This is a genomic window from Catenuloplanes indicus (assembly GCF_030813715.1).
GTDB lineage: Bacteria > Actinomycetota > Actinomycetes > Mycobacteriales > Micromonosporaceae > Catenuloplanes > Catenuloplanes indicus.
Map to the genome: position 1 here is coordinate 8,739,458 of NZ_JAUSUZ010000001.1, position 15,289 is coordinate 8,754,746.

Annotated in this window: 8 protein-coding genes; 6 read left to right on the forward strand and 2 right to left on the reverse strand. The window is 73.6% G+C overall.

Annotated elements, in window-relative coordinates; all coding sequences use genetic code 11:
• Nucleotides 1-25 precede the first annotated feature (25 nt).
• Entirely contained in the window at nt 26-1,135 is a 1,110-nt protein-coding gene (locus J2S42_RS39235; protein ID WP_307247745.1) for a methyl-accepting chemotaxis protein, read from the reverse strand.
• A gap of 73 nt (nt 1,136-1,208) precedes the next feature.
• On the opposite strand from J2S42_RS39235, the gene J2S42_RS39240 reads away from it, so the two are divergent.
• On the forward strand, nt 1,209-1,625 hold the full coding sequence (locus J2S42_RS39240) for a catalase (protein WP_307249283.1): 417 nt from the start codon (nt 1,209-1,211) through the stop codon (nt 1,623-1,625).
• A 41-nt stretch (nt 1,626-1,666) separates the two neighbouring features.
• Here the strand turns inward: J2S42_RS39240 and J2S42_RS39245 are convergent, their stop codons facing one another.
• Nucleotides 1,667-4,486, reverse strand: coding sequence for an AfsR/SARP family transcriptional regulator (locus tag J2S42_RS39245; protein WP_307247747.1), 2,820 nt, complete (start codon nt 4,484-4,486; stop codon nt 1,667-1,669).
• 195 nt (nt 4,487-4,681) lie between these two features.
• Here J2S42_RS39245 and J2S42_RS39250 point away from each other — a divergent pair, with 195 nt between their 5' ends.
• The 5 genes from J2S42_RS39250 to J2S42_RS39270 are packed head-to-tail and all read left to right on the forward strand — an operon-like array spanning nt 4,682 to nt 15,286.
• Entirely contained in the window at nt 4,682-9,697 is a 5,016-nt protein-coding gene (locus J2S42_RS39250) for a non-ribosomal peptide synthetase (protein WP_307247748.1), read from the forward strand.
• On the forward strand, nt 9,694-12,684 hold the full coding sequence (locus J2S42_RS39255) for a type I polyketide synthase (RefSeq protein WP_307247750.1): 2,991 nt from the start codon (nt 9,694-9,696) through the stop codon (nt 12,682-12,684). Before J2S42_RS39250 ends, J2S42_RS39255 begins: the two co-directional genes overlap by 4 nt.
• Before the next feature lie 12 nt (nt 12,685-12,696).
• On the forward strand, nt 12,697-12,903 hold the full coding sequence (locus J2S42_RS39260) for an MbtH family protein (RefSeq protein WP_307247752.1): 207 nt from the start codon (nt 12,697-12,699) through the stop codon (nt 12,901-12,903).
• The gene (locus J2S42_RS39265; protein ID WP_307247754.1) at nt 12,900-13,652 is read left to right on the forward strand and encodes a thioesterase II family protein; all 753 of its coding nucleotides are present in this window, start codon (nt 12,900-12,902) and stop codon (nt 13,650-13,652) included. Before J2S42_RS39260 ends, J2S42_RS39265 begins: the two co-directional genes overlap by 4 nt.
• A complete protein-coding gene (locus J2S42_RS39270; RefSeq protein ID WP_307247756.1) occupies nt 13,649-15,286 on the forward strand; it encodes an acyl-CoA dehydrogenase family protein in 1,638 nt (545 codons plus the stop codon). The genes J2S42_RS39265 and J2S42_RS39270 overlap by 4 nt, the downstream gene beginning before the upstream one ends.
• The last annotated feature ends 3 nt before the right edge of the window (nt 15,287-15,289 follow it).

The following is a 15,289-nucleotide window of genomic DNA, read 5'->3' on the forward strand; positions in this document are numbered from 1 at the left end:
CTTCCAATGGCTGTCTTGCTGCTGATCAGGTGCCGACGATGTTACGAGTGACGGCGGCCTGTTCGGTAAGCACGCCGCTTATCATGGTCTGGGTTTCGTTGATCCGGTCGACGACGTGGGCGATGTTGGCCAGGGCCTGCACCACGGTGGCAGCGTCGGCCTGGATCGCGGTGACAAGGGCGCTGACGTCGTCAGTAGCGCGAGCCGTGCTCTGGGCGAGTTCCTTCACCTCGCCCGCCACGACGGCAAAGCCCTTACCCAGTTGGCCGGCGCGGGCGGCTTCGATGGTGGCGTTCAGCGCGAGCAGATTGGTCTGCGCGGCAATGCTCGTGATCACTCTGACGACGTCGCCGATCTTGGCACTGGACTCCTCGAGACGGTGCACAGACGCGTTGGCGTCCTCGGTCATGACCTGAGCTTGACCGGCGACTGAAGTGGCGGCCAGGACGTTGCGCTCGGCTTCCTCGATCGAGGTGACCAGCTCGGCTCCGGCCGCGTTGATCCGATTCGTCTCCCCGATCCGCTGGATCGACTCGGCGACGAGAAACATCGCATTGCGCAGCGCATCGGCACGGCTGCTGGACAGTTCCTCCAACACCTCGGTCGCGAAGAAGTCCATGGTTCCGATCACTTTGCCGCGAATGATCAGGGGGAGCGCGACGCCGGACTTCACGCCGGCGCGCTGAGCAGCCGGCGCTCGCACACAGTCCGTCATCTCGCCCAGATCCTGGACGAACATCAAGTCGCGCTTCCGCCATGCCCTACCGGCCAGGCCGACGCCCTCGGCGAAACTCGCCCTCTCAGTGATCCGCCGGAACTCCTCGCCCGCGCTGCCGGACTCGACGACGAAGTGCAGCGCGTTGTCACGAGAGTCGACCTGCCAGAAGGATCCGTATGCCCAGCCGAACCCCTCCCGGATCGCGTCGAGCGCGGTTCGGGCTGCGGCCTCCACAGAGGTCGAAGCGGAGACGGCCCGCAATACGGCGGTGACGGCTCCGGCGTCGGCTGAGGCCGCCGCCCGGCGCTCACTGTCGACGAGACGCTCAAGCGTCTGAGAGACCAACATCCCGACGACTCGTAGCGTATCGAGGCGCTGGGGTGACGGGTCGAGCGTCTCGCCGGTGAAGAAATCCATGGTGCCCGTGACCTGACCCCGATCGAGCTGGCCAGCAGCGTGTTCCGGGTGACCGGCACGTCGGTTCAACGGGCTGCACGCGTACTTCCTGGTCGCCCCGGACGGTTCGCGGCGCGCGTTCCGCTACAGCTGGCTGCCGGACGCGGGCGAGGCGACGCTCACCGCCGGCGACCAGCGCCCGCCGCACTACCTGATCGACGAGATGCTGCAGCGCGGTACGGCGTCCTGGTCGCTGGTGTTCACGCTGGCCGAACCGGGCGACCCGACCGACGACGTGACCGCCCGGTGGCCGGACTCCCGCGAGACGGTCACGGCCGGCACGCTGCGCCTCGACTCCGCGGCCGAGGACCAGGCCGCGCTCGATGCGACCGTCTTCGACCCGGCCGGCGTCGTCCCCGGCATCGAACTCTCCGACGATCCGATCCTGCACTTCCGCTCCCAGGTCTACGGCGAGTCCTTCACCCGCCGTACCCGAGAGGAACGTCCCTGAGCGTCTGGCGGTGCGGCCGGCGCCCGCCGCCGCGAGCCCGCTCAGGCGCAGTCACCCGGCTGAGCCGGCACGCTGTGCGCGGGCGCGGGGCCGCCGCCGGCCAGTCGCTGCCGGATGGTCTCCGCCTCGGGATCGTCGAGTTCGACGAAGCTCTCCAGCGCGGCCCGCCAGGCGGCGTGTGCGGAGTCCGGCGAGCCGTTGGCGTGGTGGGCGTCGCCGAGGTTCGCCAGTGCTTTGGCCTCGCCGTGGCGGTCGGCGAGTTCGGTGCGCAGGGCCAGGCCTCGCTGGTACGCGTGCACCGCGTCGCGCGGCCGGCCCCGATGCAGGTGGGCGTAGCCGAGGCTGTCCCAGGTGGCGGCCTGACCGACCCGGTCGTCGAGTTCCTCCAGCAGCGTCAGTGCCTCGCCGCAGAATCGCAGGCACCGCTCGTGATCGCCGAGTACGGCGTGACTCCAGCCGATGATGTTGAGCGCGCGGGCCTGGCCGGGCAGGTGGCCGGCGTCGCGGTAACCGGTCAGGGCCAGTTCCGCGTGCCGCAGCATGTCCCGATGGCGGCCCAGGCTGTCACAGACCCATGCCAGGCTGTTGTGCACCTGTGCCTGCCCGAGACGGTCTCCCCCGGAGGTGAACAGGTCCAGCGCCGTCATCAGGTGCGTGTGCCCGGTCCTGCACCGTCCGAGCCGGACGTTGGCGGCCGCCAGGCCGCGCAGAACATGGGCCTGGGCGGGACGGTCGCCGAGCCGTCGTGCCGACGTCAGCGCGGTGCCGCCGGCGGCGAGCCAGTCGTGCCAGTGCCCGCGACGGTCGAGGAAGGTGGCCATGGCCCAGACGAGCTTCCACGCGTGTTCGTCGAAGTGGTGCTTCGCCGCGACGTCCACGGCGGCCAGGAGGACCGGGCGTTCGGTCCGGAACCACTCCATGGCCGCGGCCGGGTCCGGGATCGGTGCGCACGCCCGCGGGGACCGGATGTGGTCGACGGAGTCGCGGTGCGGGTGCAGCACCCGGGCGGCCTGCACCGCCGTTGCCAGGTAGTGGTCGAGCAGGCGGCCGAGGGCGGCTCTTCTGTCCTCCGGCGGCTCGGAGCGCTCGGCGAGCTCGTGCGCGTAGGCGCGCAGCAGGTCGTGGAAGGCGAACCGGCCGGGTAGCCGCTCGGTGATCAGATAGGCCTGGGTCAGCTCCGCCAGCGCCGCCGCGGTCTCGGCGTCGCCCCAGGTGGTCATCCGGGCGACCGCCGAGGTGGCGATCTCCGGTCCGATGATCGTGTCCAGCTGCCGGAACAGGCGCGCGGCGGGTGCGGTGAGCAGCCGGTACGACCAGGAGAAGACGGCCCGGACGTCGGTGCTGACGTCCCCTGTGACCAGTCCTCCGGTGCGGTTGACCTCGGCGGCCAGCGATTCGAGCGGGAACTGCGGGTTCATGGCGGCGCGGGCGGCGACGACGGACAGGGCGAGCGGCAGGCCCGCGCACCGCCGGATGATCATCTCGGCCGCCTCCGGTTCGGCCGAGACCCGCTGCGCGCCGACGCGGCGCGCGAGGAGCTGCTGCGCCTCCCGCCGCGACAGCCTGTCCAGTGTCATCGGGATGGCGCCACCGGTCGCGACGAGACCGTGCAGTTGCCGCCGGCTGGTGACCACCACGACGCACCGGGCGGAGCCGGGCAGCAGCTGCGCGATCTGGGTGGCGTCGCGTGCGTTGTCGAGGACGATGAGCGCCTGCCGGCCGGCCAGCAGGCTCCGGTAGAGACCGGTCTGCGCGTCCGCGTCGTCCGGGATCTTCTCCGGCGGTACGCCGAGCGCGGCGAGGAAGCCGCGGATCGCCGCGTGCGGCTGCATCGGCGGCCCGGCCGGGTCGAAACCGCGGAGGTTGACGTAGAGCTGGCCGTCGGGGAACCGCGCGGCGACCCGATGCGCCCAGTGCAGCGCCAGTGCGGTCTTGCCGATCCCGGGAGGTCCGCCGACGGTGACGATCCTGATGCCCGGTGGCCCGGCGCGTTGCTGGTCCAGCATCGCGTCGAGGCGGGCGAGCTCACCGATCCGGCCGGTGAACCCGGCGAAGTCCGCCGGCAGCTGCGCCGGGGTCGGATGCCCGGGATCCGGCGGCGGGGCCGAGGTGCCGGATGCCTCACCGCGGAGCACCTCGTGGTGCGCGCGACGCAGCTCCGGGCCGGGATCGGTGCCGAGGTCCTCGGCGAGCTGTCGTCGTACCGTGGTGTAGCAGTCCAGAGCCTCCGCGGTACGCCCGTCCGCCTGCAGCGCGGCCATCAGCCGGGCCGCGAGCGGTTCGACGTGCGGCATGTCGGCCAGCGCCGGGCGCAGCGTGTCGATGACCAGGCGGTGCCCGCCGGTACGCAGCTGTGCCTCGGCCCACGCGAGCAGCGTGTCCAGGCGTTGCTGCCGGAGGGTCTCCCGGACCCGGGCCGACCAGTCGCTGCCCAGGCCGCCGAGCGGGTCGCCGCGCCACAGTCGCATGGCGTCGTGCAGGATCGCGGCGCGGCGGTGGTCGTCGTCGGCGTCCCGGGCGGCCGTGACGAGCGTGCGGAATCGGTGCAGGTCGACGGAGCCGGCGTCGAACTCGGCGACGTAGCCGCCGGAACGCCGCGTCACTGCCGGCCGGCCCGCACCGTCCCGCGGCAGCGACGACAGCATCGTCCTGATCCGGCTGACGTGGGCGTAGAGCACCGCGCGGGCGCCATCGGGCGGTGCGCCACCCCACACCCGTTCGATCAGCGTCGGTACGCTCACCGGCCGTCCGGCGTCGACCATCAGCGCGGCGAGAACCTCGCGCTGCTTGACGGTGCCGAGCGGCACGGGACGTCCCTCGGCCCAGACCTCCACCGGCCCGAGAAGTCGGAAGTCGGCCACATCCACCCCCGCTGTCGCCTGCACCAATTGTTCTGTCCTGGGCGGGCACGGGCGCAAGGTTCCCGCAAGCTTTTGACACATAGCCATTCATCAGGCTGGGGAGGTTGCATGGCGGCGCGGTACATCGACGCTGCGCCCGCACCGACGACGGGGGACAGACGAATGGTGCGAAACGGTGGGGACCCGCGTGCGCTCGTGACGGAGCTGGTCCAGGCCCGGGTACGCGAGTACCCGGAACGCACGGCGCTGCGGGACGGGGATTCGGAGGTCACCTACGGGCAGCTGAACGCGCGTGCGAACCGGCTGGCTCACTGGCTGCGAGAGCGGGGCGTGGGCCCGGAGCGGGTCGTGGCCGTGCACCTCGGCCGGGGCGCCGGCTACGTCACGGCGGCCCTGGCCGTGCTCAAGGCGGGCGGGGCGTACCTGCCGATCGATCCGGCCAATCCGGAGGCCCGGGTCGCGGCGATGACCGCCGGCACCGGGGCCGGGCTGGTGCTGTGCGGCACCGAACATGCCGGGCGGCTGCGTGCGGCCGGCGTCGAGCCGGTGTCGCTCGACGCGATCGTGCTGGACGGACTGCCGGACGACGATCCGGAGCCCGGCCCGCTCCCCGGCGACCTGGCCTACGTGGTCCACACCTCCGGCTCGACCGGGGCACCGAAGGGCGTCATGGTCACCCACGGCGCGCTGGCGGCCTTCCTCGCCTCGATGGGGCGTGCCTACGATGTGCGTCCGGCCGACCGGCTCGCCCTGGTCTGCTCGCCCAGCTTCGACGTGTCGGTCTCGGAGCTGTGGCTGCCGCTCGCCGCGGGCGCGTCGATCGACGTGCCGCCGGCCGAGACGGTGGTGTCGCCCGTGGCCGTCGTGCGCTGGCTGGCGGACCGCGGGATCACGATGACCGTGCTGCCGACGCCGCTGGCGGAGCGGGCGCTGCAGGAGCGATGGCCGGAGCGGTCGGCGCTGCGGGTGCTGAACACCGGCGGTGACCGCCTGCACGTGCGGCCGTCGGCTGACCACCCGTTCGTCATGATCAACAACTACGGCCCGACCGAGAACACGGTGATCTCCACATTCGGTGTGGTGCGGCCGTCGCACGGTGCGGACCCCGCGTTGCCGACCATCGGCCGGCCGGTGCCGGGCACCACCGTCGAGCTGCTGGACGGCGAACTGCGCCCGGTCGCGGACGGCGAGACCGGCGAGATGTATCTCGGGGGTGACCAGCTGGCCCGCGGTTACGCCGGACGGGCGGACCTGACGGCCGACCGGTTCGTGCCGCACCCACGGCCGCGGTACCCGGGGGAGCGGCTGTACCGCTCCGGCGACCTGGCCCGGCGTACCGGCACCGGGGAGATCGAGTTCGTGGGCCGCGGTGACGACCAGGTCAAGCTCCGTGGGCACCGCATCGAGCTGGGCGAGGTGGTGGCCGCGCTGCGCTCCTGCCCCGGCGTGGCGGACGCGTACGTGCTGCCCCGGCGCGACGGCGGCGAGGACCGCCTGATCGCCTACCTGGCCCCGGCCGACCTGCGCCGTGTCCCCGCCGCGGCGCAGCTGCGCGCGTGGCTCGCCGAGCGCCTGCCGCAGTACATGATCCCCGCGGCCTTCGTGGTCCTGGAGTCGCTGCCGGCCGGCACGAACGGCAAGGTGGACCGTGCCGCGCTGCCCGATCCGGTGTTCGGCGCCGGCCCGGCCGCGACGGAGGCGCCACGCTCGGCCACCGAGAAGGTGATCGCGGCGATCTGGCGGGAGGTCCTGCACGTCGCGCGGGTCGGCCGCACGGACAGCTTCGTCGATCTCGGCGGGCACTCGCTGATGGCCACCCAGATCGTGGCCCGGGTCCACGAGGTCCTCGACGCGCCGGTGACCGTCGGCGACCTTTTCCGCGCACCCCGGCTGGATGCCTTCGCCCACGCGGTGGAGCAGGTGCGGCACTCCGGACGGCCCGGCTGGCTACCGGCGCTCGAGCCCGGCTCGGGGCCGCTCGTGGCTCCGCTGTCGGTGCCGCAGGAGCAGGTCTGGTTCATCGGCAAGCTCGCGCCGGGCAACACCGCCTACCACGCGCAGGCGACGATCCGGGTCACCGGCCCGTTCGACACCGGCGTCTTCGCCGGCGTGCTGACCGAGATCGTGCGCCGTCACGAGAGCCTGCGGACCGCGTTCGAGGAGCACGACGGTCGGCCCCGCCAGACGGTGCTCGCTCCCTCGGCGTACCCCCTGAGGGTCGTCGACCTGGGCGGCGTACCGCCGGCCGAGCGCGAGGAGCGCCTGGCCGAGGAGATCGACGCGGAGATGCGGCGTCCCTTCGATCTGAGCCGCCCGCCGCTGAGCCGCTGGACCGTGGTCCGGCTGGGACCGGACGAACACGAACTGATCATGGTGGAGCATCACTTCGTCCACGACGGCTGGTCGTTCTCGGTGCTGATGCGCGAGATGGAGGAGATCTACGGCGTGCTCGCCGGCGGCGGGACCCCGGTCGCGGCACCGGACCGGGCGCAGTACCGCGACTTCGTGGCGTGGCAGCAGGATCTGATCGACTCCGGCCGGCTCCGGCCACAGCTGGAGTTCTGGCGACACCGCCTGGCCGGTGTGACCGCACTGCCGCTGCCGACGGACCGGCCCAGGCCGACCACGCAGACGTTCCGTGGGCGGGTGCTGCGCCTGGAGACCTCCGCCGGTCTCGCCCGGCAGATCGCCCGCCTCGGCCGGGCCGAGGGGGTGAGCCGGTTCATGACGATGTACGCGGCGTTCACCGCGCTGCTGCACCGGTACACCGGCGCCACCGATCTCTGCTTCGCCAGCGGGTTCGCCAACCGCCGGCTGCGTGAGCTCGAGGACGTGATCGGCATGATCGTCAACCCGGTGGCGCTCCGGCTGGACGTGCGTCCGTCCGAATCGTTCCGGGACCTGCTGGCCCGCGCCCGTGACACCGTGCTGGAGGCGGCCGAGAACCAGGAGTCGCCGTTCCCGCTCGTGGTCCGCCAGCTCGGCCTGGAACGGGACCCGTCCCGTAACCCGCTCACCCAGATCATGTTCAGCGCGCACGACTCCGCGGTGCGCAACCCGCGGTTCGGCACCGCGACCGGAACCGTCTTCGAGCGCAGCAACAGCACCTCTAAGGTGGACCTGAACATCATCGTCGTACCGCGGGCGGCGGGGCGGCTCGGCGCGGCCGACTACGCCGACGAGCGGATCACCGTGCTGTGGGAGTACAACAGCGACCTGTTCGACGCCGCCACCATGCACGCGCTCGCCGACGCGTACTTCCGCCTGCTCGGCGCCGCGGTGGAGCGGCCCGGCACCGCGATCACCGACCTGCCCGTCCTCAGCGACACGCAGCTGCGCGCGCTGCTGGTCGACGACAACGCCGCCGAGCGGCGCGCGGTGCCGCACACCGCGCCGTCGGTCGCCAGGCTGGTGGAGGCGCGGGCGGCCGCGGACCCCGGGGCGGTCGCGGTCGACGACGGCGAGCGCGTACTCACCTACGGGGAACTGGACGCGGAGGCGAACCGGCTGGCCGGTGCGCTGCGCGCGCTCGGCGCGGGCCGGGAGGACGTGATCGGTGTGCTCCTGCACCGCTCGTGTGCGCTACCGGTGGCCGAGCTGGCGGTGCTGAAGTCCGGTGCGGCGTTCCTGCCCGTCGACCCGGCGCACCCGGACGAGCGCGTACGCCGGATCCTGGACGACGCGGGCGCCCGCGCGCTGCTCACGACGACGGCGCTGGCCGGCCGTCCCTGCGCCGCGGACCGGGCGGTCATCGCCGTCGACGCGCCACCGGAGGCCGCGCCGGCGACCGCGGTGCGGACCGGTCCGGACGATCTCGCATACGTCATCTACACCTCCGGGTCGACCGGACGGCCGAAGGGCGTGCTCATCCAGCAGCACTCGTTCGCCAACCTGGTCACCTGGCACGCCGCACGCTTCGCGCTGGGACCGGCCGACCGCACCACCGGCGTCGCCTCGCCGGGCTTCGACTTCTCCCTCTGGGAGCTGTGGCCGACCCTGGTCTCCGGCGGCAGCGTCCACCTGCCGCCCGACGAGACGCTGCTGTCGTCGCCGGAGCTGCGGCGGTGGCTGGTGCGGCAGCGCATCACGGTCACGCTGTTGCCGACGCCACTGGCCGAGCCACTGCTGGACTCGCCCTGGCCGGAACCGGGCAGCCTGCGGGTACTGCACGCCGGGGGTGACCGGCTGACGGTCCGTCCGCCGGACGGCCTCGGCTTCGAGGTGTTCAACACCTACGGACCGACAGAGAACACGATGATCTCGACGACCGGGCCGGTGGCACCCCGCCCGGCGGACGGCACGCTGCCGCACATCGGCACGCCGATCGACGGCACCGGGGCATACGTACTCGACGGCGAGCTGAACCTGGTGCCCGAGGGGGCGGTCGGCGAACTCTACCTGGCCGGCGTGGGCCTGGCGCGTGGCTACCTCGGCCGTCCCGACCTGACCGCCGACCGGTTCGTGCCGCACCCGTTCCCCGCAGAGCCGGGCCAGCGCCTCTACCGCACGGGTGACCTCGTGCGACGTCTCGCGGACGGCTCGCTGGCCTTCCTCGGCCGTGCCGACGCCCAGGTCCAGATCCGCGGTCACCGCATCGAGCCCGCCGAGGCCGCAGCCGCGCTACGGGAGCACCCGTCGGTCGGTGAGGTGCACGTCGCCGCCGACACCGATCCGGACACCGGGCGAACGGAGCTGGTCGCCTGGGTGACGCCGGTGCCGGGCGCGGCGCCGCCGGAGGCGCCGGTGCTGCGCGCGTACCTCGGCCGTGTGCTGCCCGCCTACCTCGTGCCGGGCGCCTACGTCGTCCTCGGCCGGCTGCCGCTGACCCGCAACGGCAAACTGGACCGGACGGCCCTGCCCCGCCCCCGGCGGGACACCGCGGCCGGCCCCGCGCCCGCCGGCGAGACCGAGGGGCGGCTGGCGTCGATCTGGGCCGAGGTGCTCAAGGTCGACCGGGTCGGCGCCGACGACAACTTCTTCGACCTCGGCGGGCACTCGCTGCTGCTGGCCGAGGTGCACCGGCGGATCGTGACCGACCTCGGCCGACGTCCACCGCTCGTCAGTCTGCTGACCCATCCGACCGTACGGTCGCTCGGCCGTTTCCTCGACTCGGCGGCACCGGAGCCCGCGGACGATCCGCGGCCGGCGAGCCGGGATCGGCTGCGCGCCCAGCGGTCCCGGCGGCGCCCGGCCGAGGACGGCGCCCGATGACCGCGCCGGAGTACCCGGAGGACAACGCGTTCATCGCCGTGATCGGCATGGCCGGCCGGTTCCCCGGCGCCGCCGATGTGGACGCGTTCTGGCACGCCCTCCGCCGGGGTGACGAGTCGGTGCGCCCGGTGCCCGCCGGTGCCCCGGTCGCCGGATTCACCCCGGCGCACGGGGTGCTCGACGGCGCCGACGAGTTCGACGCCGACCACTTCGGATACGCCCCGAACGAAGCCATGATCATCGACCCGCAGCAGCGGCTCTTCCTGGAGTGCGCGCACGAGGCGCTGGAACGCGCCGGCTACGGCGCGCCACCGGGACGCGGCCGGGTCGGTGTCTTCGCCGGCGGCTCCACCACCGACTACCGCGCGGTCCTGCAGTCCCGGCTGGCCGATCTGCCGTTCGTCGACGAGTGGCAGCTGCGTCTGGCGACGGCGCCGGACTTCCTGGCCACCCGTGCCGCGTACAAGCTGGGTCTGCACGGCCCGGCGGTGGCCGTGCAGACCGCCTGCTCCACGTCGCTGGTCGCGGTGCACCTGGCGATGCAGGCGCTGCTGGCCGGCGAGTGCGACACGGCCCTCGCCGGCGGCGCGGCCGTGCACGTGCCGCACCCGAGAATCGCCTACACCGAGGGCGGCATCCTCTCGCCGGACGGCCACTGCCGGGCCTTCGACGCGGACGCCCGCGGCACGGTCGGCGGCAGCGCGGTCGCGGTGGTGCTGCTCAAACCGCTGTCCGACGCGCTGCGCGACGGTGACCACGTGCACGCGGTGCTGCGCGGCTCGGCCATCAACAACGACGGTGCCGGCAAGGTGGGTTTCACCGCACCGAGCGTCGCCGGGCAGGCCCGCGTGGTGCGGGCGGCGCACCTGGTCGCCGACGTCGACCCGGACAGCATCACCTACGTCGAGGCACACGGCACCGGTACGCCCCTGGGTGACCCCGTCGAGATCGCCGCACTGACCGAGGCCTTCCGGCGTGGCACCCAGCGACGCGGGTACTGCGCCATCGGCTCGGTCAAGACCAACATCGGTCACACCGACGCGGCCGCCGGTGTCACCGGGCTGATCAAGACGGTTCTCGCCGCCGAACACGGCTATCTGCCGCCCAGCCTGCACTTCCGGGCACCGAACCCGGAGATCGACTTCGCCGGTTCGCCGTTCGTCGTCAACGCCGCCGGCCGTCCGTGGGAGCCCGACGGCATCCCACGCCGGGCCGGCGTCAACGCGCTGGGCGTCGGCGGCACCAACGCCCACGTCATCGTCGAGCAACCTCCGGCACGTCCACCGGCCCCGGCCGTGCGCGCCTGGCACCTGCTGCCGCTGTCCGCGCGCACCCCCTCGGCGCTGGCCGCGACGGGTGACCGCCTCGCCGGCGCGCTCACGGCCGGCCGGCACGAACTCAGCGACGTGGCGTGGACCCTGCAGACCGGGCGGGCCGCGCATCCACGACGTACGTACGTGGTCGCCCGCGACGCGGTCGAAGCGGCCGCGGCGCTGCGTGGACTGCCGGCGGGTCCCGACCCGGAATCCGGCGTCACCACCGGCGGCGCGGTCGCCACCGGCACGGCACCCGAGGTCGTCTTCCTCTTCCCCGGCCAGGGCAGCCAGCACGTCCACATGGGACGCGGCCTCTACGAACAGGAGCCGGTGTTCCGGCGCCACCTCGACGAGTGTGCGCGGGCCGCCGAGCCGGTCCTCGGCTTCGACCTGCGTGCGGTGCTCTATCCGCCGGCCGGCGACGAAGTGGCCGAGAAGCGGGCACGGGACCTGCTCGGCGGCATCGAGACCGGGCAGCCGGCCGTGTTCGCCGTCGAGTACGCACTTCTGCGGCTGCTCACCGACTGGGGCGTGACGCCGACCGCGGTCGCCGGGCACAGCCTCGGCGCGTTCGCCGCCGCCTGCGCGGCCGGCGTCCTCTCCGGCGCGGACGCGGCCCGGCTGGTCGCCACCCGCGGAATGCTGCTCGGCACCCTGCCCGCCGGGACGATGCTGGCCGTCCGGCAGCCCGAGGCCGAGGTCGCGGCGTCGCTGCCGCCGGGGCTGACCGTGGCGGCGGTCAACGGGCCCGGTCAGTGCACCGTCTCCGGACCCGCCGCGCTCACCGTCGCCTTCGCCGGCGAACTGGCCCGGCGGGGGGTGGAGGCGCGGGTACTGCCGATCGCCACGGCCGGTCACTCCCCGCTGGTGGAACCGATCCTGGACACGTTCCGGCAGGCCGTCGAGTCCGTCACGCTGCGGGAACCGGCCGTGCCGCTGCTGTCGGACACCAGCGGTGACTGGGCCGGCCCGTCGGAGGTGGCGAGCGCCGGATACTGGGCCAGGCATCTGCGGGCCCCGGTGCGCTTCGACCGGGTACTGTCGCGGCTCGGCGAGACACCGGACCGGATCCTCCTCGAGATCGGGCCCGGCCGGACGCTGAGCACCCTGGCCCGTCAGCACCCCGGCTGCCGAGCGCGCGCGGTGCGGACCCTGCCGCACCCGGCCGAGCGGACCCCGGAACAGGCCGTCGTGCTCGCGGCGGTCGGCGAGCTGTGGTCCGCCGGAGTCGGTGTCCGCTGGCCCCGGATGCACGAGGGCCGGCCGGCACGCCGGGTGGTGCTGCCGACGTACCCGTTCGAACGGCGTCGCTACCTGGTGTCGCCGGCCGGTCCGCCGGCCGTCGCGGCGGACGCCGGTCCGCCACTGCTCAACGGCGACGCCGCACCGTCCGCACCCGAGCCGCAGGAGCCCACGCCGGGCGACCGACCGGCCGATCCGGTCGAGGCGCAGGTGCGCACCGCGTTCCGGCAGGCACTCGGCGTCGCCCAGCTGACCGGCGCGGACGACTTCTTCGAGCTGGGCGGCGACTCGATCACCGCCACGAAACTGGCCGCATGGGCCCGCGGCACGTTCGGCGTGCCGGTCAGCGCCGTACACGTGCTCCGCACCCGCACCGCCGCGTCACTCGCGGCCCACATCCGCGCCGGACTGTCCGGCGTCACGACCTAGAGAGGTACGACGATGTTCGAGGACGACGGGGACCGCGAGTACGTCGTGGTCCGCAACACCGAGGAGCAGTACTCGATCTGGCCGGTGCGGCAGGCACTGCCACCGGGATGGCAGCGCGCCGGGCGCACCGGCCCGAAGGCCGACTGCCTGTCCGAGATCGCCGAGCTCTGGACCGACCTGCGCCCCCGCAGCGCCCGTGCGGCGCAGGAGCGACGGTGACCGGCACCTCTCGCTGGCTGAGCCGCCACCGGGACGCTCAGCCGGCCGCGGTGACGCTGTACTGCTTCCCGCACAGCGGCGCGACCACCGCCGAGTACCTGCAGTGGACGCCGTCCCTGCCCGGGCTGTCGGTCCACGGCGTTAACCTCCCGGGCCGTGGCGCACGGTTCGACGAGGCACCGCTCACCACCATGCCCACGCTGGTGCGGGCGCTGGCCGACGAGGTGCGCTTCGAGGCACCCTGCGTGTTCTTCGGCCACAGCCTCGGTGCGTTCGTCGCCTACGAGACGGCCCGCGAACTGCGTCGGCGAGGGCGGGAACTGCCGGGCGTACTGGTGCTCTCGGCCGCCCCCGCCCCGCACGTGCCCCGGACGGCGCCACGTCTGAGCGACCAGCCCGACGCACGCCTGCTCGCCGAGATCGGCGCGCGGTACGGCGGTCTTCCGCCCGGCCTGGCCGCAGACCCCGACCTGCTGCAGCTGGTGCTCCCACCGCTGCGCGCCGACCTCGCGATACTGGAGGACTACGCGCCGGGCGACACCCCACCGATCGACGTGCCGTTCGTGGCGGTCGGCGGGGACCGCGACGGAATCGGCCGGGACGACCTGCGGGGCTGGGCCCGGCACACCAGCGCCGGCTGCCGCACCGTGTTGCTGCCCGGCGGGCACTTCTACTTCCGGGACGACCCCACCGGGCTGCTGGACCTCCTGCGGCAGACCGTGCCCACCGCGGCCGGGACCCTACGGTGAGCGGCCTGCTGACCGGGATCCGCCGCGGGACGCTCGACTGGGACCTGCTGCGACCGTTCCCCGCACCGGACCCGGCCGAGCTGGCCGCGGCCGACGACGCCGCCACCGATCTGACGGTCCTGCTGGACGGGTTGCTGGACCCGGACGACGCCGACCTGACCCGGACCCTGCCACCGCAACTCGTGCCGAGCCTCGCCGCCAAGGGTTTCCTGCGGCTGACCCTGCCCGAATTGGACGGCGGCCTCGGCCTGGGCCCGTTCGGCATGTTCCGCACGCTCGCGGCCGCGTCCGGCAGGTCCGCGGCCGTCGGGCTGCTGCTCGCCGTGCACAATGCCCTGAGTCTTCCCGCATACCTGCCGGTGCTGCCGCCGGGCCCGCTGCGGGATCTCGTCCTGGCCCGGCTGGCGGACGGTACCGTCTTCGGAGTCGCCGACACCGAGCCGGCCGGGGCCGCCAACACGGCCAGGAACACGGTGGCGGTGCCGACCGCGGACGGCCGCGGCTACCTGTTGACCGGGGAGAAGACCTTCATCGGCAACGGGCGCATCGCGGGGCTGCTCGCCGTCACCGCGACGGTCCTCGACACCGGACCCGAACGCGTCGATCTGTTCGTGGTGGACACCGCGGCCGAGGGTTTCTCGGTCGCGGCCGCACACGATTTCCTCGGCCTCGCCGGGGCGCCGAGCGCGGCGCTGCGTCTCGACGGCGTGTTCGTGCCGGCCCACCGGGTGCTGGTGACCACCGACGGGGGATGGCGATCGTCGCCCGCCGTCACCGGCATCAACGCCCTCGCCCGGATGTGCATCACGGTGGCACCCGCGGCCGCGATCGCCCGGTCATGCGTCGGCTGGACCAGGGACTTCCTCGGCCGCCGCGCGATCGACGGGCGTCCGCTGGCCGGCTACGAGGCGGTCCGCCGCCGCGCGGCCGCCTCCGCCGCCGAACTGTTCGCGCTGGACAGCGTCGTGCGGTGGTGCCTGCTCGGGCCCGGTGACCGCACGCCCGAAATGGTCTCCGCCAAGAACATCGGCACGGTCCTCGCCTGGCGGGTGGCGGAACGGACCATGTCGCTGTTCGGCGCGGAAGGCTACGAGACCGCCACCAGCAAGGCACGCCGCGGGGTTCCTCCGGTCCCGCTGGAACGGGCGCTGCGCGACGTCCGCGGCCTCCGCATCGCCGGAGGCGTCGACTTCTCCGTCGACCTGCGGTCCGCCCGGGGCGCCATCCTCCCGCCGTACCGATCCGGTGAACTGCCGCCGCCGGGACGGCCCGCTGCCGCGGCGCACCCGCCCGGTTCCGCGCTCGCGCCGGCCGCGCGCTACCTCGACCGGCAGGCGCACGAGTTCGCCGTCCGGTGCGCGCGGCTCACCCGGGACAGCACCGCCTCCGAACTCGTCGAACGGCAGGACACCCTCATCACGCTCAGCCGGCTGGCCGACGAACTGTTCACCATGGCGGTCGTCCTCGGCCGGGCCGGCGGACCGGCCGAGACCGCGCTCGCGGAGACCTACTGCGCGCACGCCCGCAACCGGACAGCTGCCCTGTGCCGTGTCCTGGACACCCCCGCCGACGACGCCCACGACCGACTGGGCCGCGCATGGCTCGCCGGCGACCTCGACCATCTGCTGATGTGACCG

Coding starts and splice junctions, on each gene's coding strand:
- J2S42_RS39235 (WP_307247745.1), bottom strand. CDS start 1,135: ATGGATTTCTTCACCGGCGAGACGCTCGACCCGTCACCCCAGCGCCTC.
- J2S42_RS39260 (WP_307247752.1), top strand. CDS start 12,697: ATGTTCGAGGACGACGGGGACCGCGAGTACGTCGTGGTCCGCAACACC.
- J2S42_RS39255 (WP_307247750.1), top strand. CDS start 9,694: ATGACCGCGCCGGAGTACCCGGAGGACAACGCGTTCATCGCCGTGATC.